This is a genomic window from Luteibacter jiangsuensis (assembly GCF_030812295.1).
Lineage (GTDB): Bacteria > Pseudomonadota > Gammaproteobacteria > Xanthomonadales > Rhodanobacteraceae > Luteibacter > Luteibacter jiangsuensis_A.
Genome location: NZ_JAUSSK010000001.1, coordinates 109671 through 136417, shown reverse-complemented (window position 1 = coordinate 136417; position 26747 = coordinate 109671). Strand labels below are relative to the sequence as shown.

The following is a 26747-nucleotide window of genomic DNA, read 5'->3' as shown; positions in this document are numbered from 1 at the left end:
CGGCGATAGCGATCCGTCTCAGTTACGCGGCTTGAAATGCAGCGGTTGGGCTTCGGTCTTCGGCGTCACGGGCCCGCAGCTTCCGCACGAACCGCAGCCATCGCCACAACTGCCGGTGGCGGCCGCAGGCTGCAGGCGACGGCCAAGCGAGCGCACGACACCCGCCCGGCCCGGCCGGTTCAGGCTGGCCGACACCCGCGCCATGATCCGCGTCGAAGTCTTCGGCAAGAGCTTGCGGAACGCCACGTACGCGCTCGCCGCGACGACGAGCACGATGATCGCGCCCTGAACCAGTTCGAACGTGCTCATGTGAGCGCCCTCGCGATCTGATAGGTGGCCAGCGACGCGAGGTAGGCGAGCCCGAACAGGTAACCGGCCGCCACGGCGACGTTGCGCCAGGAATTGGTTTCGCGGCGGATCACCGCCAGCGTGGACATGCACTGGGGCGCGAAGACATACCACGCCAGCAGCGAAAGCGCCGTGGCCAGCGACCACTGGTGGGCGATGACCGGGCCGAGTTGCGAGGCCACGGCGTCGTCGCTTCCCGACATCGCATAGACGGTGCCGAGCGCTGCGACGGCCACTTCGCGCGCGGCCAGGCCGGGCACCAAGGCGACGCAGATCTGCCAGTTGAACCCGATCGGCGAGAACACGTACTCGAGCATGCGGCCGAGGCGCCCGGCGATGCTGTAGTCGATCGCAGGCTGCGTGGCACCCGGAGGCGGCCCCGGAAAACTGGACAGGAACCACAGCAGCACGGTGAGCGCCAGGATGATGCCACCCACGCGCTTGAGGAAGATCATCGCGCGTTCCCACAGGCCCAGCCCGATGTCGCGCACGTTGGGCAGGCGGTACGACGGAAGCTCCATGATCAGCGCATGTTCGCTCTTGTCCTTGCGCATGCGCTTGATCACGAAGGCAACGGCCAGCGCGCTGAAGATGCCCGCGAAATACAGCGTGAAGAGCACGATGCCCTGCAGGTTGAAGATGCCCCACACCGCGTGGTTCGGGATGAACGCCGCTATCAGCAACGTGTAGACCGGAAGGCGCGCGGAGCAGGTCATCAGCGGCGCGACGAGAATCGTCGTCAGGCGGTCGCGCGGGTCCTGGATGCTGCGCGTGGCCATGATGCCGGGAATGGCGCAGGCGAAGCTCGACAGCAGGGGGATGAACGCCCTGCCCGTCAGGCCGACGCGGAACATCATCTTGTCGAGCAGGAAGGCCGCACGCGGCAGGTAACCGGATTCCTCGAGCACGAGGATGAACAGGAACAGGATCAGGATCTGCGGCAGGAACACGAGTACCGCGCCCAGGCCCGCGAACACGCCGTCGTTGAGGAGGCTGTGCAACGCGCTGTCCGCGGGCAGGAAGCTGGTGATCCCGTTGCCCAGCGCCGCGATGCCCGCCTCGATGCCATCCATCACCGGCTGCGCCCACGAGAACACGGCCTGGAAGATGAGGAACATCAGCGTGGCGAGGATCGCCAGGCCGAAGACCGGATGCAGCGCCCAGCGGTCGATGGCGTCGTCGAGGGCCACCGTGTCGCGCGGCAACTTCACCGTATCGGCGAGGATGGCCCGCACCTCCGCATGCAGCTGCTCGACGTCGGCCTCGTCGATCGGTGCCGGCGTCACCTGGGGCACGCTGGCGTCGATGCGTTCCATCAGCGCCTTCGCGCCGCCGCGCTTCACGGCGATCGTTTCGACCACCGGAACACCGAGACGGCGCGACAAGCCCTCGACGTCGATCGCGATGCCGCGCCGGCGGGCCGCGTCCATCATGTTGAGGGCGAGCACCACCGGGCGGCCCAGGCGGCGCACTTCGAGCACGAAGCGCAGGTGCAGGCGCAGGTTGGTGGCGTCGGCCACACAGACGATGAGGTCGGGCGCGGCCTCGCCCGGGTAGCGCCCGTAGCAGACGTCACGGGTGATCGCCTCGTCCGGGCTCGTGGCATCGAAGCTGTACGCACCGGGCAGGTCGAGGATGTGCAACGTACGCCCCGACGGCGCGACGAAACGTCCTTCCTTGCGCTCGACGGTGACGCCCGCGTAGTTGGCCACCTTCTGCCGGCCGCCGGTGAGCTGGTTGAACAGCGCCGTCTTGCCGCAGTTCGGATTGCCCACCAGCGCGATACGCATGGCCGTGGCGCTCATGCCGCACCGCCCACGAAGACTTCCACGCGCGCGGCTTCCGTCTTGCGCAAGGCGAAACGCGTCGACCCGATCTGGATCAACAGCGGGTCGCCGCCGAGTGGGCCACGCGCCACCAGGCGAACCGGCTCGCCGGCGACGAAGCCGAGATCGCGCAGGCGCTGCGCGATCGGATCGGATGGATGGGCATCGGTGACGGACTGGACCACGGCTTGGGCACCTTTCGGCGCGTCTGAGAGGCGCACTGGGCTTACTCAAATAAGAACTGTTCGCATTATATGCCTTTGCCGGGAGGGCTGCATCCAGCGCAAGAACTTATGGGCCGGCAGTCCGCCCGGGCCGCATGGATACGGGACCGGAGCGGTGCCGCCAGTCTTTCACCCGCGGGCGCCGTTATGATCGGCGGCTCGAAACAGGAGTCCCGCCATGTCATCCGTCGAACTGGTCCGCCAGGGCAGCCTCGCCCACCTGGTCATGAACCGCCCGGAGGTGCACAACGCCTTCGACGACGGCCTGATCGCGGAACTCATCGCGGCCATCGAGGCCGTGGACGCCGACGACACGGTACGCGCGGTGGTATTGACCGGTGCCGGTGCCAGTTTCTCGGCGGGCGCCGATCTGCGCTGGATGCGCGGCATGGCCCAGGCCTCCGAAGCCGATAACCGCGAGGATTCGCTCCGCCTCGCCACGCTGATGCGCCGCCTCCAGTTCCTGTCGAAGCCGACGATCGCCCGGGTGAACGGCGCGGCGTTCGGCGGCGGCGTGGGTTTGATCGCCTGCTGCGATATCGCCATCGGAGCGCATGGCGCGAAGTTCGCCCTTTCCGAGGTGAAACTCGGCCTCGTGCCGGCGGTGATATCGCCCTATGTCGTCGCCGCCATCGGCCTGCGCCAGGCACGCCGGCTCTTCGTCACCGGCGAGGTGTTCGATACGGCGGCCGCCCTGTCGATGGGCCTGCTCCACGAGGTGGTCCATGACGAGGCACTGGATGCCGCGGTCGAACGCGTCCTGGGCTTCCTGGCCAAGGGCGGCCCCGTCGCGCAGCGAGAGGCGAAGCGTCTGGCGCTGGGCATGGCGGGAATGGAACCCGCGGCCATGGAGACGACGGACGCGGCCAACGCCGCGCTGATCGCCCGTCTTCGCGTTTCGGCCGAGGGGCAGGATGGGCTCTCCGCCTTCCTCGACAAGGGCCAGCCGTCTTGGCTGGGATGAATGTCGCGGAGCGGAGCGGTCGCGACCGGCGGCACCGCACCCTCGCCTGCCTCGGCGCCCTCCTGCTGTCGCTATCCACGATCACACACGCCGAAACCCTCGCCCGGCGCATCGACCGGCACCTGGCCGAGCCCCGCTTCGCCGCCGCATCGTGGGGCATCTCGGTGGTCTCGCTGGATGACGGCCGCACGGTCTACGCCCACGACGATGGCCGCCTGCTCCTGCCCGCATCCACCGCCAAGCTCTTCACCGCCGCCTTCGCCCTCGACCGCCTCGGCGCGGACTACCGCACCCACACCGATGTCGTCGCCGCCGGTGAACGACGACGCGGCCGGCTGCGCGGCCCGCTTGTCCTGCGCGGCCGCGGCGATCCGACACTGGCCGGCAACGCCTGGGCCGATACCCTCGCCGTGGCCCTTCGCGAACAGGGCATCCACCGCATCGACGGAGGCATCGTCGGCGACGACACGGTGTTCCGCGGCCCGTCCATCGGCAACGGATGGGAGGCGGGCGACCTGCAGGCGTACTACGGCGCGCAGGCCGGTGGACTCGACATCGACGAGAACACGATGACCGCCACCGTGTCGGCGAAGGGCATCGAAGTGACGCCCGAGGACGCGGCCATGACGGTCGCCATGCAACCGGCGAAAGGCTTCGAACTCTACCGCGCCCCGGGAACGGCCACGTTGCATGTGCTTGGCGGCATGGCCGAAGACGGAACGCCCAGCCGCTCGCGCTTGTCGATCCCGGACCCCGCACTCACCGCCGCCCGGCGCCTGCAATCCGCGCTGGAGCGACAGGGCCTGCGCGTGGATGGCGAAGCGCGCAGCGTGCAATGGCCCGTGCCGGCACCCGGCGGCCAGGCCATCGCCTCGTTTTCCTCGCCGCCCCTGGCAGACATGCTCCGCGCCGGGCTGAAGCGTTCGCAGAACCTCTACCTGCAAAGCGTATTCCTGCTCGCCGGTCTCGAATCCCCCGGTGCCGAAGGCTCGCCCGCGGGCGAAAACGCCGCCACCGCGCTCGCGGCATGGCTGGCCTCGCGCGGCATCGGTCCATCATCCACGACACTGGACGAAGGTACCGGTCTATCGCGACACGACCTCACGACGGCCGCGTCGTTGACCCGGCTGCTTGCGCTGATGGACGCTTCGCCTCTCGCGGCGACCTGGCGGGGGCTGCTTCCCGTGGCCGGTGTCGACGGCACACTTGCGGGACGCATGCGTGGCACGGCGGCCGAAGGTCACGTGGTGGCGAAGACGGGCAGCATGAGTTTCGTGAACGCGTTGGCCGGCTACGTCACCACCAGGAGCGGTCAACGGCTGGCGTTCGCGATCCTGCTGAACAATTACCGGCCGCCGGCGAAGAGCGCGGAGCCGTTGCCCTCGGCCTCGGCGGATGTCGACGCGATCGCGGTGATGCTGGCCGAGGCGACGGAGCGGTTGTAGGGCATCGCCGCTGAAACGGCGACGAGCCCCCTCATCCAAGCACTTTCGGCAGATCCTTGCCGATTTTCTCCGGCGTGTCGGTCGGCGCATAACGTTCCACCACCTGCCCCTCGCGGTCGACGAGGAACTTGGTGAAGTTCCACTTGATGCCCTCGGTACCCAGGACGCCTTTCTTCTCCGCCTTCAGCCAGCGATACAGCGGGTGCGCCCGTTCGCCGTTGACCTCGACCTTCGAGAACATGGGAAAGCTCACGTCGTAGGTCAGCGAGCAGAAGTCGCGGATCTCCGCTTCGTTGCCCGGCTCCTGGTGGCCAAACTGGTCGCAAGGAAACCCGAGCACCTCGAAGCCGCGCTCGTGCCAGGTCTTCTGCAGTTCTTCCAGCCCCTTGTACTGCGGGGTGAATCCGCACTTGGAGGCCACGTTGACCACCAGCAGCGCCTTGCCGCGGAACTCGGCGAGCGAGCGCTCGTTGCCCTCGATATCGACGGCGGAGAAATCGTAGATGCTGGCCATGCGTGCTCGCTTCCTTCGTTGGTGGGTACGCGCAGTCTACGCCGGCCGGGGCGCCCCCGCCCCCGCTTCGGATACCATGGATGTCTTTCCGGCTGGAGAGCCAAAGCCCGTGATCCGTTTCGCCGCCGCGTCCAAGTCCTACCGTGTGGACGGAGCGCTCGTACCCGCCCTGCAACCCGTGGACCTCACCATCGAGGCGGGCGAGGTGTTCGGCATCATCGGCCATTCCGGTGCCGGTAAATCCACCCTGCTCCGGCTGATCAACCTGCTGGAGCGCCCCACCGCGGGAAAGGTGTTCATCGACGGTCGTGACGTCACCGCGGCGCAGGGTGCCGAACTGCGCAAGCTGCGCTCGGGCATCGGCATGATCTTCCAGCACTTCAACCTGCTTTCCTCACGCACGGTGGCCGACAACGTCGCCTTCCCGCTGCGCCTCCAGGGCGGCGCGGACGATGCGGCGATCGTCGCGCGCGTGGATGAACTGCTGGACCTCGTCGGACTGACCGCGCACGCACGAAAATACCCGGCGCAACTGTCCGGCGGGCAGAAGCAACGCGTCGGCATCGCGCGTGCGCTGGCGAGCCATCCGTCGATCCTGCTTTGCGACGAGGCCACCAGCGCCCTGGACCCACAGACCACGGCATCGGTGCTGGAACTGCTCGCCGACATCAACCGCCGGCTCGGGTTGACCATCGTGCTGATCACGCACGAGATGGACGTGATCCGTCGCGTCTGCGACCGGGTCGCCGTGCTCGACGGCGGCAACGTCGTCGAACTTGGACCGGTGGCCGACGTGTTCCTGCATCCGCAACATCCCACGACACGCCGCTTCGTGGCCGAGGCGGATCACCGCGAGGGGCGCGGCGCGGAATTTCCCGGCGTGCCGGGCAGGTTGTTCCGGCTCTCCTTCCGAGGCGAGGCCACGTACTCGCCACTGCTCTCGCGCGTGGTCCGCGATACCGGCGTGGAATACAACCTCCTGTCCGGCCGCGTCGACCGGATCAAGGACGTGCCCTACGGCCAGCTGACGCTCGCCATGCATGGCGAGCGCCTGGACGATGCACTCGTGCAGATTCGCGACGCGGGCGTCGACATCGAGGAGGTGGCGCGATGAGCCCCATGCAGGCCCTGTTTCCCAACATCGACTGGCCCGAGATCGGCCAGGCATGCATCGATACCCTGCTGATGCTCGGCGGCTCGCTGCTGTTCACCATCGTGCTCGGTCTGCCGCTGGGCGTATGGCTGTTCCTCACCGCCAAGGGCCAGCTGCACGCCAGGCCGAAGCTCTATGCCGTGCTTTCGCTCGTGGTGAACGTGCTGCGGTCGATTCCCTTCATCATCCTCATGATCCTGTTGATCCCCGTCACACAGGCCATCACGGGCGTGAGCATCGGCATCCGCGGCGCGATCGTCCCGCTGGTGATCGGCGCGGCCCCCTTCTTTGCGCGGCTGGTGGAAACGGCGCTGCGCGAAGTGGATCGCGGGGTCATCGAGGCAAGCCAGGCCATGGGCGCGACCACGGCGCAGATCGTCACCCGGGTGCTGCTGCCGGAAGCCCGTGCCGGCCTGGTCGCCAGCACCACCGTCACCGCCGTGGCCCTGGTCGGCTATACGGCGATGGGTGGCATCGTCGGGGCCGGCGGCCTCGGCGCCCTCGCCTACCAGTACGGCTACAACGGCTACAAACCCGATTACATGCTCGTCACCGTCGCATTGCTCGTGGTGCTGGTGCAGGTCCTGCAATCGCTCGGCGATCGCCTGGTAAGCCGCTACAGCCGGCGTTGAACGCATGGGGGGCCGGCTTTGCATCCGGCGGTATGGACGTCTATGCTGTCGCACCGCAACATTCGCGATGGACGCCTCCCATGAAGAAGTACCTGCTCCCGCTCGCCGCCGCCCTCACGTTCATGGTCGCCGGCTGTTCGGGCGGCAGCGGTGCCGACAAGGAGGGAGGTCCGGGCGAGGCGACCCTCACCGTCGCCGCCACGCCGGTGCCGCATGCGGAGATCCTCAAGGAGATCAAGCCCCTGCTGGCCCGCGAGGGGGTGAACCTGGAGATCCGGGTGTTCACCGACTATGTGCAGCCGAACATGCAGGTCGCGCAGAAACAGCTCGACGTGAACTTCTTCCAGACCGAGCCCTACCTCGACGCCTTCAACCGCGAGCGCGGCACGAACCTGGTGAAGGTCGTGGGGGTGCATATCGAACCGTTCGGCGCGTACTCGCGCAAGTACACCTCGATCGACCAGCTCCCCGATGGCGCGGACGTCGTCATTCCCAACGATCCCAGCAACAACAGCAGGGCGTTGTTGCTGCTGGCGAAGCATGGCCTGATCACGCTGAAGAACCCGGGCGACCGGCTGGCGACGCTCAAGGACATCGCCACCAACCCGAAAAACCTCAAGTTCCGTGAGCTCGAGGCGGCGATGTTGCCGCGCGTGCTGGGCGAGGTGGACCTTGCCCTCATCAACACCAACTACGCACTCGCCGCGAAGCTCAACCCGGTGAAGGACGCCTTGCTGATCGAGGACAAGGACTCGCCGTACGTGAACTTCCTCGTCTCGCGACAGGACAACAAGGACGATCCGCGCGTGCAGAAGCTGGCCAAGGCGCTGACCTCGCCCGAGGTCAAGGCCTTCATCGAGAAGAACTACGGCGGCGCGGTGTTGCCCGCATTCTGAGCCGGCATCTCGAAGACCCGGCGCAGGTACGCGACGTAGTCCGGGTCTTCGGTTCCCATGCTCTTGCCCGGTGAATCGGAGAGCTTGGCCACCGGCTGGCCGTTGCAACGCGTCATCTTGATCACGATGTTGATCGGCTCCGGGCCCACGTCGTTGGTGAGGTTGGTGCCCACGCCGAACGACAACAGGCAGCGCCCCGCGAAGTGCCGGTGCAGCTCCATCACGCGCGGGATATCCAGGCTGTCGCTGAACACCAGTGTCTTCGTCCGCGGGTCGACGCGGTTCGCCTCGTAGTGCGCCAGCACGCGGTCTCCCCACACGATGGGATCGCCTGAATCGTGGCGCGCGCCATCGAACAGCTTGCAGAAATACATGTCGAAGTCGCGCAGGAAGGCGTCGAGGCCATAGACATCCGACAACGCGATGCCCAGGTCGCCGCGATACTCGCGCGCCCATGCCTCGAGCGCCGCGGTCTGCGAATCGCGCAGGCGCGGCCCCAGCGACTGGAAAGCCTGTAGGTACTCGTGCGCCATGCTGCCGATCGGGACCAGCCCGAGCCGCATGGCCAGCCAGACGTTGCTCGTGCCCGCCAGCTGCGCACCCAGGTCGCGCTTCATGACCCGCAGCATTTCCTCGTGCCACGCCTGCGAGAAGCGCCTGCGCGTGCCGTAGTCGGCGATGCGGGCACTTTCATAGCCACGGGTGTCGCGCAGCAATTCGATCTTGGCTCGCAGCCTTGCCCTGCCCTCGTCGAGATCCAGGCCGGGGCATGTGGCCCGGTAGTACAGCTCGTTGACGATGGCGAGCAGCGGCACCTCGAACATGATGGTGTGCAACCACGGCCCCGCGATCACGATCTCGATCTCGCCATTGCCCTTCGCCGACGGCTCGACGGTGACGTATTTCGCATTGAGCTGGAACAGGCCGAGGAAATCCACGAAGTCGCTGTCGATGAAACGCAGGCTGCCCAGATAGGCCAGCTCTTCCTCGGTGAAGCGCAACGAACACAATCCACGCAGTTCTTCGCGGATGCGTCCCACCAGCGGAGCCAGGTCGACGCCGGGCGTGCGGCAACGGAAACGGTATTCCACCTGCGCGGCCGGGTACTGGTGCAGCACCACCTGCATCATGGTGAACTTGTAGAGATCGGTATCGAGCAGCGACTGGATGATCATGCACTGGCACCCGTGGCGGCGATCTGGCGGTTCACCGCATCCACGAACGGCTGGGTGCCGGGCCACGAGGTGATGCGGCCGAGTTTCCTGCCACGATGGAAAAGGAAAAAGGCCGGGATGCCGTGCAGTCCGAAACGGGTGGCCATGGTCGGATCGTCATAGACGTTGTCGTGCAACCAGCGTACCTCCGGCCAGACGAAACGGTCGGGCGTGAGCAGGATCTGTCGTTTCGCGATGTCGCAATTGGGGCAATCGCGCCCCCACAGGAACAGGATGGCGATGCGGTTGTCGTCGGCCGCGAGATCCTCGTCCAACGCCACATCGACGATGCGTCGCATGGGGAAGCGCTGGAAGAAGTCGGGAACGCTGGTATCGGCCATGGGGAAATCCGTGAACGGGTCGAATGCGCGAGATGGGGTCGCCGGAGCGATAATCCGAGGGTACCGCGACACCTCGCCCCCTCGCCAAACGCCTCAAGGATTCCGTGTGCGCCTCGTCATCGGCCTGATGCTCCTCGTTTACGCCCATCTCACGCCTGCCGCCACACTTACCGTCGACACCGGAACCGGATCGCGCCGGCTGAGTACGGAACAACTGCTTGCGCGTCCGGACGCCCGGGACATCCAGGTCGTCGGGGATGTCTCGTATCACGCCGCCATGCGTTATCGCGCGGTACCGTTGAAAGCCCTGCTCGACGGAGTCTCGGCCGGCGACCACCTGCAATTCGTGGCGCTGGACGGGTTCACCGCCGAGATACCCGCCTCGCTCGTCCTGGGCGCCGGCGGTGCCGAGGCATGGCTCGCCATCGAGCCGGCAGACATGCCATGGCCGAAGCTCGGCGGGGGAAAGCCCGGTGCGGGGCCCTTCTACCTCGTCTGGCTGCATCCCGAGGCGGGCCACGTAGGACCCGAACAGTGGCCTTACCAGGTGGCGTCGATCAAGGTGCTGGCCGATCCCGCGGCACGCTTCCCGGCGATGCGGCCAGCCGCCGGGTTACCCGCCGATGCGCCGGCACGGCGTGGCTTCGCGGTCTTTCAACGCAACTGCATCAGTTGTCACACGCTCAATGGCCAGGGCGACGCGAAGCTGGGGCCGGATCTCAACATCCCGCACAGTCCGACCGAATACCTTCGCGGGGACATGCTGCGCACGCTGGTGCGAAATCCGCAGAACCTCCGCCGCTGGCCGCAGGCGAAGATGCCGGGGTTCGACTCGAAGGTGCTTTCGAATGCGGACCTCGACGATCTGGTGGCTTACCTGAAGCATATGGCGGGGCGGAAGGTCTCGCCCTGAGCCATCGCCGCTGAAGCGGCGCCCACACAAACTGACGGCTGGCGGCGGTCCGCGAGGTTTCCTGTGGGAGCCGCTTCAGCGGCGATATCGGCCCCTCAGGCCCGCTCCCCCTCGACCACCAGTTCGCTCGACGCCCGGTTGTAAACGTCCAGGTCGAGAATCCCCCGCTCCCGCGCGACCAGCACCGGCACCACCATCTGACCGGTGACATTGGTCATCGTGCGCATCATGTCGAGGATGCGGTCGATCGCGACCAGGTAGCCGATGCCTTCCAACGGCAAGCCGGCGGAACTGAGCACGAGCGTGACCATCACCATGGCCGTGCCGGGTACGCCGGCGGTGCCGAACGAACCGAGCACGGAGGCCAGCAGGATCACGATGTATTGCGCCGGCTGCATGTCGAGGTGGAAATACTGCGCGATGAACACGGCGGAGATGGCCGGGTAGATCGCGCCACAGCCATCCATCTTGATGCTCGCGCCCAGCGGCACCGCGAATGCCGCGTATTCCTCCTTCACACCCATGTTGCGCACCACGCTGCGCAGCGCGATCGGCATCGCCGCGAAGCTCGACGACGAGGTGAAGGCCACCTGCATGGCGGGGAACGCCGCGCGGAAGAACTTGAGCGGACTGAGACCGTGCGTGAGCAACAAACCGCCATACACCACGACGATCTGCAGGGCACAGGCGAGATAGAGCGCGCCGACGAAGGTGGCCAGCGGCAACAGTTTCTCGAAGCCGTACGCGCCCACCAGCGCGGCGATGAGGCCGAACGTGCCCAATGGCGTCACCTCGAGCACGAACCGCGTAACCTGGATCATGCCGTCGTTGGCTTCCGTGGCCAGTGCGCGCAAGCGCGCCGACTTCTCACCGATCTTCACCAGTGCCAGGCCGAGCAGTCCCGCGAAAAAGATCACCTGCAGGATCTTTCCCTCGCTGAGGGCGCGGAAGGGATTGGCCGGTACGATATCCAGCAAGACCTTGACCGGCTCAGGCACGACCTTCGGTTTCCAGCCTGTCGGCGTGGTGAGTCCTTCCACGCCCAGGCCGGGCTGGGTGACGTGCGCCACGAGCAACCCCACCAACACGGCGAGCGTCGCCGTCGCGGCGAACCAGGCGAACGTACGCCCACCCAACGCGGCGACATCCTTCACGCCATGCAGGCTCGATACGCTGTGCAGGACCGCGAAGAACACCAGCGGTACCGCGATCATCTTGATGAGGGTGACGTAGAGTTCCCCCAGCGGGCCGAACCATGTCGCGGCCACCGGGCCCAGCAGCCAGCCGGTGAATGCGCCGAGCACGAAGCCGGCCGCCACGCGCTTCCAGAAGCGGATACGTAACCACGAAGATATAAGCGGCATGGATGGCACCTGTTCACACGAAGCTCCACCTTACACCGCCGACTGGCCGTCTGGACGTCCATCATCGGACACTGTGTTTCCCCTGGTGAACGCCCGGGCCGATCCTCCAGGGAGGGCTGGTCAGTCAGGGCTCCCTTGGGAGCCGCTTCAGCGGCGAAACCCGGTCCCGCAACGCCTCCAGCTCCCGCGTACGCTCAACCGGCCCAAGCTTCGCCAGGTCATCGACCCGCGCGAAGAACGCCCGCCAGTCACCCCCCACCTGCTCGAACAAGGCGGCGAACGAGACCACCCACGTATCGTAGAGACCGAACGGCAGCAGGGTCGCGTTGTTCAGCGGCCGCCTCATCCAGCGGTCGTAACGGTGGTCGCCACCCGCCTCGCTGTCGCGCCAGGCGAGGTAGCGTCCGCGGAAGTCCTCGAACTCCTCCGCCTTGGCCACTCGCTTCGCCTCGTCCGTCCATGGCTGCGCGTAGATCGCCGCGAGGCGATCGCGCAGGGCCAGGACCTCCGTCGTGAACGACCGCTCCAGTACGTCGCCCTTCTCGTCCGGTGCCGGCTGGTTCCTCGCGCCTCGCCACTCGCGCAGGCCTTCACGCTCCACGAAGGTGGCGAACGATTCGTTGAACGAGGAATCGTTCCTGACGTAGATCTTCTGGTGGGCCAGTTCGTGAAAGATGGTGCCCGCCAGTTCGTCGTCGTCCCAACGCAGCATGCTGCTGAGGATGGGGTCGGCGAACCAGCCCAGCGTGGAATACGCGGGCACGTCGCCGATGGCCACATCGTGGCCAAGGGTTCTCTCACGCGCCGCTTCGCGTTCGGCGAGGTCCTGGCGGAAGTACCCCCGGTAGGCCACGCAGCCCGCGACCGGGAAACAATGCGTCACCGCTGACACCGATAGCTCGGGCGTGGCGAAGACATTCCATGCCACCCACGGACGATCCAGCTGCACGTAATACGTGTAGCTGCGATTGTCCGGCAGGTCCAGCGTGGACGACGCGAAGCGGCGCGCCTCACGCGCCAGCATGAGGCGCCGGCGCGTGATGTCCGGTGTCCTAGGGTCGGTCACCACCTTGTCGATGGAACGGCGTTCGGCAAGCAGAGCGACCTGCCCATGCGTCACATGGGCGTAATAACCGAACGAGCGGCATCCGGTGAGCAGTAGTATCAGCGTGGCGGCAAGCACATGGCGCATCGGGCCATTGTGCCGCATGGAAAGGTTCGTCGAGACGGTCAGGCGGATCGTCTCCCTCCGGTCATCGACTGCAGCACCCCGTCACGACGGATCAACCCGTGCATCAGCGCCGCGCCGATGTGGGCGAGGAAGGTCAGGAAGAACAGCCATGCGAGGTAACGGTGCGCCTCGCGCAGCCAGGCGAAGAGCGCGGCGTCGGACGGCAGGATCGGCGGCAGACGCAAGCCCGCGCCCAGGGTCACCGGATAATTTCCCGCCGACAGCATGCCCCAGCCGATGAGCGGCATCGCGATCATCAACCCGTACAGCAGCCAGTGCGAAGCGTGTGCCGCCAGCTTCTGCCATTCGGGCATGTCCGCGGGAAGCGGCGGTGCCGGATGGGTCAGGCGGAAGCCGAGGCGGATCAGCGCAAGCACGAAGATGGTGATGCCCAGCGGCTTGTGAATCGCCAAGAGCCACGCGTGCCTGGCTTCGACCGAGGTCACCATGCCCGCGCCGACGAACAGCATGGAGAGAATCGCCAGCGCCATCAGCCAGTGCAGCACGCGCGCGAAAGGATGGAAGGTGTCTGCGTGGCTCATGGGTGGTTCTCCTTCGGGCTGGCCGTGCCGGGCAAGTGACCTTCCTCACTGGTGCGCCGCAGGTACGAATCCGCATACGCCGCGGATCGGGCCACGAGCAACGGATCGTTCGACACCTCGATGCCGCGCGGCAGGATGGTCGGGTCGTAGTTGACGTCGCGGCAGGGACCGTCGTCCTGTGCCTGCATGCGATCGATCACGATCGTGCCGGCATCCACCGTCCGCCGGTCTGCCGGCCAGACCTTGGTCGCATCGTCGACCGGATCGCCTTCGGCAGCGAACACCATCTGAAGGTGCCAGCGCAGCGGCCCCTCGCCGAGACGCTTCGCGAGGTCGGCCGCCAGGTAATCCGGATCGCCCGCCGCCGGACCGCCGTCACCGCTCGCGGGTTGTTCGGGCACGACTTTCCAGCGAACGGCGTGACGCTGCTCCGCCGCGTCACGCAGATAGAAGGCGTTGATGCTCTGATACGTCTCCGTCACGTAGCTGGCCGAGGGCTTCGCCGTCTTTATCCAGGCGAGGAAGGCCGCCGTCTCCGGATGCGCGGCGAAGAACGCTTTCGGTTTGGCCGGGTCCGGCTTGCCCGTGGCGGGATCGGGATGCGTCGCCAGTTGCAGGTCGTAGAAGGCCTGGGCCGTGGACACGGGGAAGACCGGCATGGCATTCATGCCGGTGCGCCACTGCTCCCCGTCCGCAAGGTCGAAACGCAGGGCGAAGCTGCGAATGGGAACGGAACTGTCCGCCGCATAGGGATTTCCGCCCGGAATCGCGAGGCGGCCTACGACGGGGGTGTCGCCGGGGGCGAACAAGGGCGCCGTGGAATACGCGGCCAGCGCGCCGCTCGACTCGAAACGGCCGGCCACGCAGATTCCCTTGGCATGGTTGCGGCGGAAGCCGGGGTGTTCGCCGCCATTGGCCTGGAGCGCATCGATGATCCGCTTCGGGGTCAGGCGCCCTGGCGCCAGCCATCCGCCGACATAGCCGAAGGCGGCGGCGAAGCCGGCCACGACCAGCCCAATCAGTGCCCATCGCCAGACGGCATGTGCCGGGGGTCGTCGCGTCTCGGGTTCTTGCATTGTCATCTCTCCGACCGGTGAGGTATTCGGGTGGCATTGCAGGGTGGGACGTACGTCAGGCTCTTTTATTCCCGATAGGGGAATAATTCGTTCCAGTGGACGTCCTACATCCAACCATCCCCCGTTACGGGACCCGCATGTCCGATCCAGGAATCGACGAAACCCTGCGTACGATGCTGCCGCGCCTGCGGCGCTTCGCGCTGTGGCTCGCCCGCGATTCCAGCGCGGCGGACGACCTGGTCCAGTCCACGATCGAACGGGCATTGACCAAATGGCACACCAGGCGCGACGACCTGAGCCTGCGTGCCTGGCTGTTTTCGATCTTGTACCGGTTGTTCCTCGATGGGAAGCGCCGCGCCGGCCGCTATGCCAGGCTGCTTGGCTCATTGAGCCACGAGGAAGCCAGTTGGCCCTCCGCCGAACGCGTCGCCACGGCCCATTCCACCCTGGCCGCGTTTGCCGGGCTGCCGGTGGAACAACGCAGCCTCCTGATCTGGATCACCGTCGAGGGCATGAGCTACCAGGAGGTCGCCGACATCCTGCAGGTTCCGATCGGCACGGTGATGTCACGTCTCTCGCGCGCCCGCCGCACCCTGCGCCGGCTGGGCGAAGGCGAGGTTCGCCCCCCCTCCCTGCGACTCCTGAAATGAACACCACTCCCCCTAGCGAACACGATATCCACGCCTATGTGGACGGGCACCTGGACGGGCCGCGCCGTGGCGAGGTCGAGCGTTACCTCGCCAGGCACCCCGACGAGGCCGATGAGGTACAGGGCTGGCGGCAGGATGCCCAGCAACTGCGCGCCATGCTTGCCGGCGACCTCACGGACATGCCGGCCTCGCTGGACCCGGCCGGGATCCGCGCCCGCGCGCGGCACCGCCACGCTGTCCGCTGGGCCACGGCCGCCAGCCTGCTGCTTTGCCTGATCGTGGGCGGCCTGGGCGGCTGGGCCGCGCGCGGCATGGGTACCGGAAATGCCCCCATGGCCGACGCCATGCAGGCCTATCGTCTCCTCGCGCTCGATCACGGCGTAGGCATGGACATCACCACCGGCAACGAAGGCGACCTGCGGGCATGGCTTTCCGGCCGCGTGGGCTCGAACGTGCGCTTGCCGGACCTGGCCGATGCGGGCTTCCGTCCCATGGGCGGGCGGCTCTTCGCCACCGACCAGGGACCGGCGGCGATGGTGCTCTACGACGATGGAAACGGTCACATGGTGAGCTTCTACGTACGCCCGCCCGGCCCGGCACGGCACCTGCTACCGCGCGGCAGCCGCGAGGACAGCGGCCTGCTGGCGAATTACTGGTCCGACGGGGGCCACAACTATGCCGTCGTGGCCATGGCCGACCAGGCGGGGCGTTTGGCCGCCGAGCGGGTGGTGGGCAGGTCGATCTAACGCTCGTGCAACTCGCCCGAGTGCAACTCGAGCGTGCGGTCCATGCGGCCTGCCAGGCGCGAATCGTGGGTGACCAGCACGAAGCTGGTGCCGATCTCGTGGTTGAGCTCGATCATCAACTCGTAGACATGGGCCGCGTTGGCCTCGTCGAGGTTACCCGTGGGTTCGTCGCCGAGCACGCAGGCCGGGCGCGTGACCAGCGCGCGCGCGACCGCGCAGCGCTGGCGCTCGCCGCCCGACATCTCGGCGGGGCGGTGGCGCAGACGCGCCCCCAGCCCCACGCGCTCGAGCAACGCGGTGGCTTCTTTCTGCGCCTGTCCGATCGACACGCCGCGGATCAACAGCGGCATGCACACGTTTTCCAGCGCGGTGAACTCGGGCAAGAGGTGATGGAACTGGTAGATGAAACCCAGCGAGCGATTGCGCTCGCGGCCGCGCTCGGCATCCGAAAGTTCGGAGAGGACGCGGCCGTTCACCTCGACCTTGCCCGCGCTCAACGTGTCCAGGCCGCCGATGATGTGCAGCAGGGTCGACTTTCCCGACCCCGACGCACCCACGATGGACATGGTCTCGCCCCTGCGCAGGGCGAAGTTCACGTTCGAGAGGACACCCGTGCGCAGGTCGCCCTCCTCGTAGACCTTGGCGACGCCGATGGCGCGCAGCACGATGTCGTCGTTCGGCTTATTCATAGCGGAGTGCCTGGGCGGGCTGCGTGCGCGAGGCGCGCCACGCCGGATACAAGGTGGCCAGCAGCGAGAAGGCGAATGTCACCAGCACCACCCAGCCCACGTCGGACCAGAGCAATTGGCTGGGCAATTCGCTGATGTAATAGACATCCGGCGAGAGGAAGGTCTGCCCGGTCACGTGCTCGATCCATTTCACCAGCCCAGGCAGGTTGAACGACAGCAGCGAGCCGAGCAGCACGCCGAGCCCGATGCCCACGATACCCACCAGCAAGCCCTGCACCATGAACATGCCCATGATGCTGCGCGGCGTCGAACCCAGCGTGCGCAGGATCGCGATATCGGCCTGCTTGTCCGTCACCAGCATCATCAACATGGAAATGAGGTTGATCACGGCGACGAGGATGATCAGCGAAAGGATGACGAACATCACCGTCTTCTCCATGTCGATCGCACGGAAGAAGTTGGCGTGGGTATCCATCCAGGTCTCGACGCGGTACGACTGGCCGAGCGTGTTGACCAGGTCCTGCGCCACCGGGAAGGCGGCACGCATGTCGTCGAGCTTGAGCCGGATGCCCGTCGGGCCATCGAGTCCGTTGAGCCGCTGCGCGTCCTGGATGTCGATCAGCGCGAGGTTCGCGTCGTATTCCTGCATGCCCAGTTCGAAGATGCCGCTGACCGTGAAGCTGCGCAGCTTCGGCACCGCACCCATCGGGGTGGCCGTGAACTGAGGTACCACGACGGTGAGCTTGTCGCCGACACTCACGCCCAATGCCAGGGCCAGTTCGCGGCCGAGGATGATCTTCCAACTGCGATCGGTCAGATCGCTCATCTTGCCTTCGACCATGTGCTTGTCGATGTCGGAGACGTTCGGCTCCATCGACGGCAGGATGCCGCGGATGATGGCGCCACTGGGTCGGCGGCCCTGCAGGAAGGCCTGGATCTCGACGTAAGGAGCGGCACCGCGCACGTGCTTCGTCGCCTCGGCGGTCTTCACCGCCCGCTGCCAGTCCTGCACGGTTTCGTCGATGCCGGAGACGGTCACGTGGGACACGGCGCCGAGGATGCGGTTGCGCAATTCGCTGTCGAAGCCGTTCATCACCGACATCACGGTGATGAGTGCGGTCACGCTGATCGCTATGCAGACGATCGAGACCGTGGAAATGAAGGAAATGAACTGGTTGCGGCGCTTCGCGCGGGTGTAGCGCAAACCAATGAAGAGCTCGAGGGGTCTGAACATACCGGTCGACGACAGCCTTTGGTGAGTGGGCCGCCACGAAAGGCATGCACCGCGCGGCAGAGTGCCCGATGCGGACGGTCGGGGCAAGCCGGGGCCTCGCGTCCAGACAGCGAGGCGTTGGGTTTCAGGGGGCTTGACGGGTCGAAAGGCGGGCCCGCAGGAGGCGGAGATCGTCAGCCGGCGCGTTGTCGGGAAGCAAGGCCACCCGCCCCCGGCCATCGCGCCAACGAAGGCGCAGGAAAACCGATGTGCCGAATATCCGTGCGTCGGTCAGGTCCGCGGGACGCTCGCCGCCACCGCGCAAGCGCACCGACCAGACATCGTCGAAGGTCCAACGCAAGGAGACGATGGCCGGTCGCCGGAACGCCACGAGCCGCCGGCATCCGTGCCATGCGATGCCGGCGGCGAACAGCCATGCGATCATCCGGGGCAGCCCGGTGAACAACGGGGCCACTGTGGCCAGCGCCACGACGCCCGCACCGAGACGACTCAACGTGGCCGATGGCCGTATGTCAAAGCCGGTGCCTGGAGCGGATGTCATCGATGATCGCCTGCCAGTCGTCGCGGGGAGCCCGTGCATGACCCATCACCCAATCCCAGAGATCGGGATCCTGCACGTCCAGCAGTTCGTCGAAAGCCAGCCGCGTGCCTTCGTCCGCGTCGGCGAAGCGCTCGTCGAGCCACCCACCGAACAGTCGATCGAGCTCACGCGTACCCCGACGGGTACGCCATCGCAGGCGTTTGAAACGGCCTTCTTCCATTACGGGTCACCGGAATCACTGTGGGAGCCGCTTCATGTGGGAGCCGCTTCAGCGGCGATCGGGAACTCGCCTTGTCGCATCCCATCGCCGCTGAAGCGGCTCCCACCTAGCGGGGTCCTACCTCGCGGGGTCCTACCTAGCGGAGTTCCCACCTAGCGGGGCTCCCACCTAGCGGGGCTTCCACCAAGCGGAACTCCACCGGGCCGGGGTCAGGCCGAGCGCCGCTGCACGATCAGCTTCTTGATCTCCGCGATCGCCTTTGCCGGGTTGAGACCCTTCGGGCAGGTGCGCGCGCAGTTCATGATCGTGTGGCAACGGTAGAGCTTGAACGGATCTTCCAGGTCGTCCAGGCGGGCGCCAGTGTCCTCGTCGCGGCTGTCGACGATCCAGCGGTAGGCCTGCAGGAGGATCGCCGGGCCGAGGTAACGGTCGCCGTTCCACCAGTAGCTCGGGCACGAGGTCGAGCAGCAGGCGCAGAGGATGCATTCGTAGAGACCGTCGAGCTTCTTGCGGTCTTCCGGCGATTGCAGGCGCTCCTTGTCGGCCGGCGCCGGGCTCTGCGTGCGCATCCACGGCTTAATCGAGGCGAACTGCGCGTAGAAATGGGTGAGATCGGGAACGAGATCCTTCACCACCGGCATATGCGGCAACGGGTAGATGTTGACCGTACCACCGCCACAATCCTCGATGGCCTTGGTGCACGCCAGTGTATTGGTGCCGTCGATGTTCATCGCGCACGAACCGCAGATGCCTTCGCGGCACGAGCGGCGCAGCGAGAGCGTCGAGTCGATCTCGTTCTTGATCTTCAACAGGGCGTCGAGAACCATCGGGCCACACGCGTCGAGATCGACCTCGTACGTGTCGGTGCGCGGGTTCTGGCCGTCGTCCGGCGTCCAGCGGTAGACCTTGAAGGTGCGCACGTTCTTCGCGCCCTTCGCCGGGAAATGCTTGCCGGCCTGGATCTTGGAATTCTTGGGTAGCGTGAACTCTGCCACGATTGCCTCTCCGGTCCGGTATCAGTAAACGCGCTTTTTCGGCGGCACGACGTCGACATCGTCCGTCAGGGTGTACATGTGCACCGGGCGGAAGTCGAAGCTGGACTGGCCAGCCTCGTCGATCCACACCAGCGTGTGCTTCTGCCAGTCGTGGTCGTCGCGATCGGGGAAGTCCTCGCGTGCATGGGCGCCACGGCTTTCCGGGCGCTGCTCCGCCGAGTGCATGGTGGCCACCGCCTGCGCGAGCAGGTTGGACAATTCCAGCGTCTCGATGAGGTCGGAATTCCAGACCATCGAGCGATCGCTGACCTTGACGTCCTTGAACGAGTCGTAGACCGAGGAGATCTTCGCCTTGCCTTCCCTCAGGGTCTCGCCCGTGCGGAACACCGCGGCGTCGGACTGCATGGTCTTCTGCATCTCGGCACGGATCTGCGCGGTCGGCGTGCCGCCATTGGCGTGACGAAGCGCGTCGAAGCGGCCCAGGACCTTGTCCAGCGCATTGGCCGGGAGATCCTTGTGCGGCGTGTCCGGCTTGATCAGCTCGGCACAGCGGTGGGCCACGGCACGGCCGAACACCACCAGGTCGAGCAGCGAGTTCGAGCCCAGGCGGTTGGCACCGTGCACCGATACACAAGCGGCCTCGCCGATCGCGAACAGGCCCGGCACGATCGAATCCGGATCGTCGTCGCGCTTGGTGACCACTTCACCGTGATAGTTGGTCGGGATGCCGCCCATGTTGTAGTGGACGGTCGGCAGGACCGGGATCGGTTCCTTGGTGACGTCGACGCCCGCGAAGATGCGCGCGGACTCCGCGATGCCCGGCAAGCGCTCGCCGATGACCTCGGGACCCAGGTGCATCAGGTTGAGGTGGATGTGGTCCTTGTTGGGGCCCACGCCACGTCCTTCCCGGATCTCGATGGTCATCGCGCGGCTGACCACGTCGCGCGAGGCGAGATCCTTCGCGTTCGGCGCATAGCGCTCCATGAAGCGCTCGCCCTCGGAGTTGGTGAGATAGCCACCTTCGCCACGGACGCCTTCGGTGATCAGACAGCCGGCACCGTAGATGCCGGTCGGATGGAACTGCACGAATTCCATGTCCTGCAATGGCAGGCCGGCGCGCAGCACCATGCCACCGCCATCGCCCGTGCAGGTATGCGCCGAGGTGGCACTGAAGTAGGCCCGGCCGTAGCCACCGGTCGCCATGACGACCGCATGGCCGCGGAACAGATGCAGCGTGCCCTCGTTCATGTCGAGCGCGAGCACGCCCACGCACTTGCCATCCTCGAAGACGAGGTCGATGGCGAAGTACTCGATGAAGAACGTGGCGTCGTGCGCGAGCGCCTGCTGGTACAGCGTGTGCAGGATGGCGTGGCCGGTGCGGTCCGCGGCGGCGCAGGTGCGCTGCGCGGTGCCCTGGCCGTAATGCGTGGTCATGCCACCGAACGGGCGCTGGTAGATCTTGCCTTCCTCGGTACGCGAGAACGGCACGCCGTAATGTTCGAGCTCGATGATGGCCGGGATGGCCTCACGGCACATGTACTCGATCGCGTCCTGGTCGCCGAGCCAGTCGGAACCCTTGATCGTGTCGTAGAAATGGAAGCGCCAGTCGTCCTCGCCCATGTTGCCGAGGGCGGCCGAGATGCCGCCCTGCGCCGCCACGGTGTGCGAGCGGGTCGGAAAGACTTTCGTGATGCAGGCGGCCTTGAGACCCTTCTCGGCGAGGCCGAAGGTGGCGCGCAGGCCCGCGCCACCGGCGCCGACCACGATCACGTCGTACTTGTGTTGTTGAACCTTGTAGGATTCCATCGATCAGCTTCCGAGCGCGACGCGCAACACGGCCAGTACGCCCGTGAGCGTGGCGAGTACGGCGATGAACTTGATGACGACCAGCGAGGCTACTTCGAGCCAGCGGGTATGGACGTAGTCTTCGATCACGACCTGCAAACCGAGGACGGCATGCCGGAACATCGTGATGATGAGCGCGATGAGCAGCACCGCGTTCCAGGGTTTCGCCAGCGTGGCGCGGGCCGTGTCGAAGTCGGCGTGCGCCAGGCTCACCACGGTGACGACGAACCAGAGCGTGAGGAAGATCAAGCCGAGCGCGGTGACGCGCTGGAGCATCCAGTGGCTGACGCCTTCCTTTGCCGATCCGAGGCCACGGGCACGGGCGAGCGGGTTGCGCAGGTCCTTGTTCATGCCTGGGCTCCCAGCAGTACGTAACCCCAGACCAGGGCGGTCAGCACGATCGCACCGACGATGGAAAGCCAGCTCGAGCGGACGAACGATTCGATCGCATAGCCGGCGCCGGTGTCCTGCACGAGATGACGGATGCCATTGCACAGATGGTAGAAGAAGTTCAGCGTCCAGCCGACCATCACGACCGTTCCGAACGGACTGCCGGCCACGCTGGTGAAGGTTCCGAAGGCTTCCGGACCGGCGGCGATGGAGGCGAGCCCCCAGACGATGATGAGGCTACCGACGGCATTGAGGATGCCGGTGACGCGATGCAGGATGGACGAGACCATCTGCACTTGCCACTTGTAGACCTGGAGATGCGGTGAGAGCGGTCGTCCCGTTTGTGCCATGGCGGCTATCCTGGATTGGAATCGCTAGATGCCCGACAGCCTCCCCTTCGCCTTCCGGTCGTCAGAAGTCGATGCAGCGTCCGTTCTTTTCCCAGTCGCCATAACGCGTGGGGTCCAAGGGCGCTTTTTCGACCCCGGGTCCACCGTTCGTGGGGGCGATCGGCGTGACGAGCGGCTTCGCCGGAGCGGAATCGTTCGCGTCCTGGGGTTCGGAGGGGTTGTCGGACATGGTTATAAAGCCCTAAAAGCGTAATACCTGTGCAACGGCAGCACAACCTTGACGAAAGCCGCGAGGCTTGGTTTGGCCAAGGCTGGACCGTATATCTTACCCCTCCGCCCTGCCTTGCGCCTCCCCCATGCCGAGCCGTACCACTCGAACCATCACCCTCGCCGGCCCCGATGCCGGCGCGTTCGCCAACGCCCAGTTCAGCAGCGACGTCCTGGCACTCGCGACCGGACGCTGGCAGTGGAGCGGCTGGCTGGACCCGAAGGGACGGGTACGCGCGCTGCTGCAGATCGCCCGCATCGCGGACGATCGTTATGTCGTCATGCCGCGAGGTGGCGATGCGTCGTCGCTTGCCGCGGACCTGAAGCGCTTCGTCTTTCGTTCGAAGGTGAAGATCGATGTGTCCGGCGAACTGCACGTGTCGGATGGCAAGGCCGTTGCCGACGGCGACGCACGCGAGGAAGACGACGCGTTGGTACTGGGCGAAGGCGACGCGTCGTTGCGCATCGGCGCGCACGAGGGTGACGACGCGTGGATCGCGCGACACATCGACAGGGGGTTTGCATGGCTTCCCGAACGAGCGCTCGGCATGTTGCTTCCGCCCGCGCTATCGATGGAACGGCTCGATGCCGTGGCGTTCGACAAGGGTTGCTTCCCTGGACAGGAAATCGCCGCGAGGCTGCATTTTCTCGGTGGACACAAGCGCCACCTGCGCATCGTGCGTAGCGATGCTGCGCTGCAAGAAGGACATTCGCTGCACATCGACGGCCGTGATGCGGGCATCGTGTTGATGCAACACATGTACTCGCCTTTGCCTACATCGCTAGTTGTACTGGACGACACGATGTCGCAGGCGGAGACTCTTGAATCACAAGGCATACAACTACACGTCTTGTCGACGTTTGCCGAATGAACGTGCGATAACGTCGTAAAAAAATGTTCCAGTGCATGTGTGAGTCAAAGCTGAACCGCGCCACTCGCGCACTTGCGCAAATCGACACGCGCCACTAGGCTCCGCCGATCCATTTGCGTGGCCGTGCTGTCACTGCACGGTTACACCCGCGACGATCCGTCGACGATGACGGTTCTGGCGCGACCCGGCCCCCGCCGGAGCACAACGAAACGCGCCCCCCCATGGCGCGTCGTGAGCCGAACTCATTCGGCGACACCCTATGCCGGGCGGCTCCGGACAGCCGCCCAGTTAAGTCACAGTGTGTGACGCCCGCGTCATCCGTGTTTCCTGCATGTATCGGATGTCGTCGGTTGGTCCAGGTAGTAACGGCCTGCCCGCCCGTCTACCGCTCATACGTCCCCCATGGCTCTTCCAAGGCCGCAAGTGACGGAAAAGCTCGTTGGAGGCAGATACACATGAAACTTTCCGCTTTGCTCTGGATGGCGTCCGTCCTTCCAAGCCACCTCGCCGACCAGACCTGCCTGGCGACGACGGTGTACCTCGAAGCACGCAGTGAACCGACCATCGGCCAGTATGCCGTGGCGGAAGTCGCCCTCCGTCGCCGCGATCGCGGCATGGGTGGCAACAATGTCTGTGAAGTCGTGAAGGCACCGCGCCAGTTCGCGATTACGACCACGCCGAAGGATTTCGAGATCAACGATCTCGTCGCGTGGAACAAGGCATGGAAAATCGCCGGCGATTCCATGAACAACTGGAACCTGCCAAAGAGCGAGCGCCTCGTTTACGTACCACAGGCCGATCATTTCGCCACCGTGGCGGTGGCGCCGAGCTGGTCGAGCAGCCGGGTCGTTCGCAAGATAGGCGACCACGCGTTCTACGCCGTCAACTGACGCGAGAACGTGCGGGGGAAAAAGGGATCCAGGCGGGCAGCTTGGGATCTCCGGGAAAAGGGGCCCTCGGATGAGGGTCTTTTTTTTGCCTGTGGAAAAGCACCCTGGTGGGAGCCGACCCTTCGGCGCTGGATGCTTGACTCAAGCATGCCCACTGCCTCGGGATCGCCGCTGAAGCGGTTCCCACGGATAGCGGCCTTCATCGATGGTATTTCGGCGGTATCAACCAAGAAAAGCCCGCCATGAGGCGGGCTTTTCTTGGACTTCTTTACGGCTAAACAATCAACGCCTGTAAACGCGATCCCCGCGAACCTCGACATAATCGCCACGCCGCAACTGTGGATCCTCGCGCTGCGTCACCGTGGCCCAACGGCCGTCGTCGAGGCGGATCCGCACGCGAAATGCCACATCGTCGGAACCGTTGCGCTTGCCGACCTGGTTGCCGACGAGGCCGCCTACCACGGCACCACCCACCGTGGCCGCGGAACGACCGTCGCCCTTGCCGATGGTGTTGCCCAGCACGCCACCGGCGACGGCACCGATCACGGCGCCCAAGGGTGAGGAATCCCTTTGCACGTAAACCTGCTCGATGTCGTCCACGACGCCGCACTGCGCACATCCTCGCTGCGCACCGGAATACACCACGCGATCCTCGCGATACACGCGACGCGGTTGTTCGTAACACGCGGACAACGACAGCGTGGCCAGGGCCACGGCGACGAGGCCGATCTTGCGGACGATGCTATGCATGGCTTACGCCCTCATGAGTGGTTCGTGGATCAACGCGCGTCGGATACGACCGACACGCCTTCCTGTACTTCCACGCGATCGCCCGGATCGTGGTCCATGCGCACCGTGCGGGTCACGCCCTTGTATTCATAGCGCACATCGTAGGCCACGATCTTGTCGCTGCCGCCCGCCGACACGGTGCTGCACTTACGGACCGTGCTGGTCACCGTATTGGTTTCCTGGCGGCGCTCCTGGATCTCGTGGCCCGCGTAGCCGCCACCGACCGCACCCGCCACCGTCGCCAGCGTGCGGCCCTTGCCGCCACCGATCTGGTTGCCGAGCAGGCCACCCGCCACCGCACCGATGGCGGTACCAGCGATCTGGTGCTGGTCCTTGACCGGGGCACGCCGCGTCACGACCTCGTCATGGCACTCCCGCTGCGGTGCCGATGCCTCCTGGCGAACCGGGTCCACGCTGACCACACGGCCGTACTTCGGGCCCGGCGGCTCGGGCGCCGGCGCCGGGGCGGTCTCGGGAGCCGGAGCCGGGGCATTCGCGATGTCGGCATTCGCATCGCGATTGCAGGCGGAAAGGCTCAATACCAGGGCCGCACCCAAACCAGCGTTCAGGACGGAAATCTTCAACCTGCTCATAACCCTAATCTCCTAACAAAGGTCAGCGACCTCGATGGCGCCAGAGCCCCATCACCCGGAAGTCGCCTCGGTCACATTTGACAGTCGGTAAACTGAACGACGCCTTAGACTCCCTCCACCCTTCATCCCGGCATCACACCGACATGCTCGATCTCGTAGACAGCCACGCCCATCTCGACGACGCCTCGTTCGATGCCGACCGGAGCACGATGTTCACCCGCTCCGCCGAGGCCGGCGTGCGGCGCTGGGTCGTGCCGGCGATCGACCGGGGAAACTGGGAACGGGTGGAGAAGCTGGCCGCGGCACGCGCGGGCGTCTTTCCCGCCTACGGCTTGCACCCGCTGTTCCTCGAACGCCACCGCGATATCCATCTCGACGAGTTGCCGGATTGGCTGGAGGGACACGATGCGGTGGCCGTCGGCGAAATCGGACTCGACTTCCATGTCGACGGCCTCGACCCCGCACGTCAACGAGACCTGTTCGTTCGCCAGTTGCACATCGCGAAGGAGCACGGATTGCCCGTCATCGTCCATGCGCGCCGCGCCTTCGAGGAAACCATCCTCACGCTGCGCCGCATCGGCGGCCTGCGTGGTGTCGTGCACAGTTTCTCCGGCAGCGAGGAACAGGCCCGCCAGTTGTTCGACCTCGGCATCCATATCGGCATCGGCGGACCGGTGACTTACGACCGGGCCAGCCGCATCCATCGGGTGGTCGCCGGCATGCCGCTGGACTGGCTGCTGCTCGAAACGGATGCGCCCGACCAGCCCTGCTCGCAGCACCGCGGCAAGCGCAACGAGCCTGCCTATATGCGAGACGTACTGCGCGCCATATCGACGTTGCGCGACGAGCCGGAAGCGGACATCGCCGCGGCGACCACGGCCAATGCCGAGCGACTGTTCGGGCTATAGCCCACCCATGGCAAGGCGGAATGTTGCGGTATCCAGTCGATGCTTGCTAACCTGATAGTTCACCAGCGAACTATTTACCAGCAAA

At 65.9% G+C, this 26747-nt stretch carries 32 protein-coding genes; 11 read left to right on the top strand and 21 right to left on the bottom strand.

Annotated elements, in window-relative coordinates; all coding sequences use genetic code 11:
• Window positions 1–18: 18 nt before the first annotated feature.
• Genes J2T07_RS00680 through J2T07_RS00670 form a run of 3 tightly spaced genes read right to left on the bottom strand, consistent with a single transcriptional unit; the run spans window position 19 to window position 2395 of the window.
• A complete protein-coding gene (locus J2T07_RS00680; RefSeq protein ID WP_306846538.1) occupies window positions 19–309 on the bottom strand; it encodes a DUF6587 family protein in 291 nt (96 codons plus the stop codon).
• Window positions 306–2153, bottom strand: a complete 1848-nt coding sequence (gene feoB / locus J2T07_RS00675; RefSeq protein ID WP_306846535.1) for a ferrous iron transport protein B — start codon at window positions 2151–2153, stop codon at window positions 306–308. The genes J2T07_RS00680 and feoB overlap by 4 nt, the downstream gene beginning before the upstream one ends.
• Entirely contained in the window at window positions 2150–2395 is a 246-nt protein-coding gene (locus J2T07_RS00670; protein ID WP_306846533.1) for a FeoA family protein, read from the bottom strand. The genes feoB and J2T07_RS00670 overlap by 4 nt, the downstream gene beginning before the upstream one ends.
• Before the next feature lie 181 nt (window positions 2396–2576).
• Here J2T07_RS00670 and J2T07_RS00665 point away from each other — a divergent pair, with 181 nt between their 5' ends.
• Window positions 2577–3362, top strand: coding sequence for an enoyl-CoA hydratase-related protein (locus tag J2T07_RS00665; RefSeq protein ID WP_306846531.1), 786 nt, complete (start codon window positions 2577–2579; stop codon window positions 3360–3362).
• Window positions 3359–4807 (top strand): D-alanyl-D-alanine carboxypeptidase/D-alanyl-D-alanine endopeptidase, encoded by a 1449-nt coding sequence (dacB, locus tag J2T07_RS00660; protein WP_306847919.1) that lies wholly within the window; start codon window positions 3359–3361, stop codon window positions 4805–4807. The genes J2T07_RS00665 and dacB overlap by 4 nt, the downstream gene beginning before the upstream one ends.
• A 31-nt stretch (window positions 4808–4838) precedes the next feature.
• Here the strand turns inward: dacB and J2T07_RS00655 are convergent, their stop codons facing one another.
• Window positions 4839–5321: a glutathione peroxidase gene (locus J2T07_RS00655; protein WP_306846529.1), complete on the bottom strand. Its 483-nt coding sequence runs from the start codon at window positions 5319–5321 to the stop codon at window positions 4839–4841.
• Between the two features lie 109 nt (window positions 5322–5430).
• Here J2T07_RS00655 and J2T07_RS00650 point away from each other — a divergent pair, with 109 nt between their 5' ends.
• From J2T07_RS00650 to J2T07_RS00640, 3 genes are all read left to right on the top strand, one after another.
• Window positions 5431–6435, top strand: a complete 1005-nt coding sequence (locus J2T07_RS00650; RefSeq protein WP_306846527.1) for a methionine ABC transporter ATP-binding protein — start codon at window positions 5431–5433, stop codon at window positions 6433–6435.
• Window positions 6432–7106: a methionine ABC transporter permease gene (locus J2T07_RS00645; protein WP_306846525.1), complete on the top strand. Its 675-nt coding sequence runs from the start codon at window positions 6432–6434 to the stop codon at window positions 7104–7106. The genes J2T07_RS00650 and J2T07_RS00645 overlap by 4 nt, the downstream gene beginning before the upstream one ends.
• An 80-nt stretch (window positions 7107–7186) precedes the next feature.
• Window positions 7187–8002, top strand: coding sequence for a MetQ/NlpA family ABC transporter substrate-binding protein (locus J2T07_RS00640; protein WP_430539296.1), 816 nt, complete (start codon window positions 7187–7189; stop codon window positions 8000–8002).
• Here the strand turns inward: J2T07_RS00640 and pncB are convergent.
• Together pncB and J2T07_RS00630 are read right to left on the bottom strand one after the other, a co-directional pair.
• Complete coding sequence (pncB, locus tag J2T07_RS00635; protein ID WP_306846523.1) at window positions 7972–9177, bottom strand: nicotinate phosphoribosyltransferase; 1206 nt, start codon at window positions 9175–9177, stop codon at window positions 7972–7974. The genes J2T07_RS00640 and pncB overlap by 31 nt on opposite strands.
• The gene (locus tag J2T07_RS00630) at window positions 9174–9557 is read right to left on the bottom strand and encodes a thioredoxin family protein (protein WP_306846522.1); all 384 of its coding nucleotides are present in this window, start codon (window positions 9555–9557) and stop codon (window positions 9174–9176) included. Before J2T07_RS00630 ends, pncB begins: the two co-directional genes overlap by 4 nt.
• Window positions 9558–9663: 106 nt before the next feature.
• Between J2T07_RS00630 and J2T07_RS00625 the strand changes: the two genes are divergently transcribed.
• Window positions 9664–10470: a c-type cytochrome gene (locus J2T07_RS00625; RefSeq protein ID WP_306846520.1), complete on the top strand. Its 807-nt coding sequence runs from the start codon at window positions 9664–9666 to the stop codon at window positions 10468–10470.
• A 95-nt stretch (window positions 10471–10565) separates the two neighbouring features.
• Here the strand turns inward: J2T07_RS00625 and J2T07_RS00620 are convergent, their stop codons facing one another.
• The 4 genes from J2T07_RS00620 to J2T07_RS00605 form a co-directional block, all read right to left on the bottom strand.
• Window positions 10566–11834, bottom strand: coding sequence for a dicarboxylate/amino acid:cation symporter (locus tag J2T07_RS00620; protein ID WP_306846518.1), 1269 nt, complete (start codon window positions 11832–11834; stop codon window positions 10566–10568).
• A 124-nt stretch (window positions 11835–11958) separates the two neighbouring features.
• Window positions 11959–13044 carry an aminopeptidase gene (locus J2T07_RS00615; protein WP_306846516.1) on the bottom strand — a complete coding sequence of 362 codons (1086 nt, stop codon included), beginning with the start codon at window positions 13042–13044 and terminating at the stop codon, window positions 11959–11961.
• Window positions 13045–13064: 20 nt separating this feature from the next.
• Window positions 13065–13607 carry a cytochrome b gene (locus J2T07_RS00610; RefSeq protein ID WP_306846514.1) on the bottom strand — a complete coding sequence of 181 codons (543 nt, stop codon included), beginning with the start codon at window positions 13605–13607 and terminating at the stop codon, window positions 13065–13067.
• Window positions 13604–14683, bottom strand: a complete 1080-nt coding sequence (locus J2T07_RS00605; RefSeq protein ID WP_306846512.1) for a catalase family peroxidase — start codon at window positions 14681–14683, stop codon at window positions 13604–13606. Before J2T07_RS00605 ends, J2T07_RS00610 begins: the two co-directional genes overlap by 4 nt.
• A 137-nt stretch (window positions 14684–14820) precedes the next feature.
• Between J2T07_RS00605 and J2T07_RS00600 the strand changes: the two genes are divergently transcribed.
• A complete protein-coding gene (locus tag J2T07_RS00600; protein ID WP_306846510.1) occupies window positions 14821–15333 on the top strand; it encodes a sigma-70 family RNA polymerase sigma factor in 513 nt (170 codons plus the stop codon).
• Window positions 15330–16079: an anti-sigma factor family protein gene (locus J2T07_RS00595; protein WP_306846508.1), complete on the top strand. Its 750-nt coding sequence runs from the start codon at window positions 15330–15332 to the stop codon at window positions 16077–16079. The genes J2T07_RS00600 and J2T07_RS00595 overlap by 4 nt, the downstream gene beginning before the upstream one ends.
• On the opposite strand, the gene lolD is transcribed toward J2T07_RS00595, so the two are convergent.
• The 9 genes from lolD to J2T07_RS00550 all read right to left on the bottom strand — a co-directional run bounded on the left by lolD (window position 16076) and on the right by J2T07_RS00550 (window position 22572).
• Window positions 16076–16768 carry a lipoprotein-releasing ABC transporter ATP-binding protein LolD gene (gene lolD / locus J2T07_RS00590; RefSeq protein WP_306846507.1) on the bottom strand — a complete coding sequence of 231 codons (693 nt, stop codon included), beginning with the start codon at window positions 16766–16768 and terminating at the stop codon, window positions 16076–16078. The two genes, J2T07_RS00595 and lolD, sit on opposite strands and share 4 nt — an antisense overlap.
• On the bottom strand, window positions 16761–18002 hold the full coding sequence (locus J2T07_RS00585) for a lipoprotein-releasing ABC transporter permease subunit (RefSeq protein ID WP_306846505.1): 1242 nt from the start codon (window positions 18000–18002) through the stop codon (window positions 16761–16763). Before J2T07_RS00585 ends, lolD begins: the two co-directional genes overlap by 8 nt.
• A 124-nt stretch (window positions 18003–18126) precedes the next feature.
• Window positions 18127–18543, bottom strand: a complete 417-nt coding sequence (locus tag J2T07_RS00580) for a hypothetical protein (RefSeq protein WP_306846503.1) — start codon at window positions 18541–18543, stop codon at window positions 18127–18129.
• The gene (locus tag J2T07_RS00575) at window positions 18515–18763 is read right to left on the bottom strand and encodes a succinate dehydrogenase assembly factor 2 (RefSeq protein WP_306846501.1); all 249 of its coding nucleotides are present in this window, start codon (window positions 18761–18763) and stop codon (window positions 18515–18517) included. Before J2T07_RS00575 ends, J2T07_RS00580 begins: the two co-directional genes overlap by 29 nt.
• 209 nt (window positions 18764–18972) lie before the next feature.
• Complete coding sequence (locus tag J2T07_RS00570; protein WP_306846499.1) at window positions 18973–19758, bottom strand: succinate dehydrogenase iron-sulfur subunit; 786 nt, start codon at window positions 19756–19758, stop codon at window positions 18973–18975.
• A 21-nt stretch (window positions 19759–19779) separates the two neighbouring features.
• Window positions 19780–21564, bottom strand: a complete 1785-nt coding sequence (gene sdhA, locus J2T07_RS00565) for a succinate dehydrogenase flavoprotein subunit (RefSeq protein ID WP_306846497.1) — start codon at window positions 21562–21564, stop codon at window positions 19780–19782.
• Window positions 21565–21567: 3 nt separating this feature from the next.
• Entirely contained in the window at window positions 21568–21954 is a 387-nt protein-coding gene (gene sdhD / locus J2T07_RS00560; protein ID WP_306846495.1) for a succinate dehydrogenase, hydrophobic membrane anchor protein, read from the bottom strand.
• A complete protein-coding gene (gene sdhC, locus J2T07_RS00555; protein WP_306846493.1) occupies window positions 21951–22343 on the bottom strand; it encodes a succinate dehydrogenase, cytochrome b556 subunit in 393 nt (130 codons plus the stop codon). Before sdhC ends, sdhD begins: the two co-directional genes overlap by 4 nt.
• Before the next feature lie 61 nt (window positions 22344–22404).
• The gene (locus J2T07_RS00550; RefSeq protein ID WP_306846491.1) at window positions 22405–22572 is read right to left on the bottom strand and encodes a DUF1674 domain-containing protein; all 168 of its coding nucleotides are present in this window, start codon (window positions 22570–22572) and stop codon (window positions 22405–22407) included.
• A gap of 127 nt (window positions 22573–22699) precedes the next feature.
• On the opposite strand from J2T07_RS00550, the gene J2T07_RS00545 reads away from it, so the two are divergent.
• The gene (locus tag J2T07_RS00545) at window positions 22700–23482 is read left to right on the top strand and encodes a YgfZ/GcvT domain-containing protein (protein ID WP_306846489.1); all 783 of its coding nucleotides are present in this window, start codon (window positions 22700–22702) and stop codon (window positions 23480–23482) included.
• A gap of 455 nt (window positions 23483–23937) precedes the next feature.
• Complete coding sequence (locus J2T07_RS00540; protein ID WP_306846487.1) at window positions 23938–24372, top strand: cell wall hydrolase; 435 nt, start codon at window positions 23938–23940, stop codon at window positions 24370–24372.
• 282 nt (window positions 24373–24654) lie between these two features.
• On the opposite strand, the gene J2T07_RS00535 is transcribed toward J2T07_RS00540, so the two are convergent.
• Both J2T07_RS00535 and J2T07_RS00530 read right to left on the bottom strand, forming a co-directional pair.
• Window positions 24655–25122, bottom strand: coding sequence for a glycine zipper 2TM domain-containing protein (locus J2T07_RS00535; protein WP_306846485.1), 468 nt, complete (start codon window positions 25120–25122; stop codon window positions 24655–24657).
• A 29-nt stretch (window positions 25123–25151) separates the two neighbouring features.
• Complete coding sequence (locus J2T07_RS00530; RefSeq protein ID WP_306846483.1) at window positions 25152–25754, bottom strand: glycine zipper 2TM domain-containing protein; 603 nt, start codon at window positions 25752–25754, stop codon at window positions 25152–25154.
• A 143-nt stretch (window positions 25755–25897) separates the two neighbouring features.
• Here J2T07_RS00530 and J2T07_RS00525 point away from each other — a divergent pair, with 143 nt between their 5' ends.
• On the top strand, window positions 25898–26662 hold the full coding sequence (locus J2T07_RS00525) for a TatD family hydrolase (protein ID WP_306846481.1): 765 nt from the start codon (window positions 25898–25900) through the stop codon (window positions 26660–26662).
• The last annotated feature ends 85 nt before the right edge of the window (window positions 26663–26747 follow it).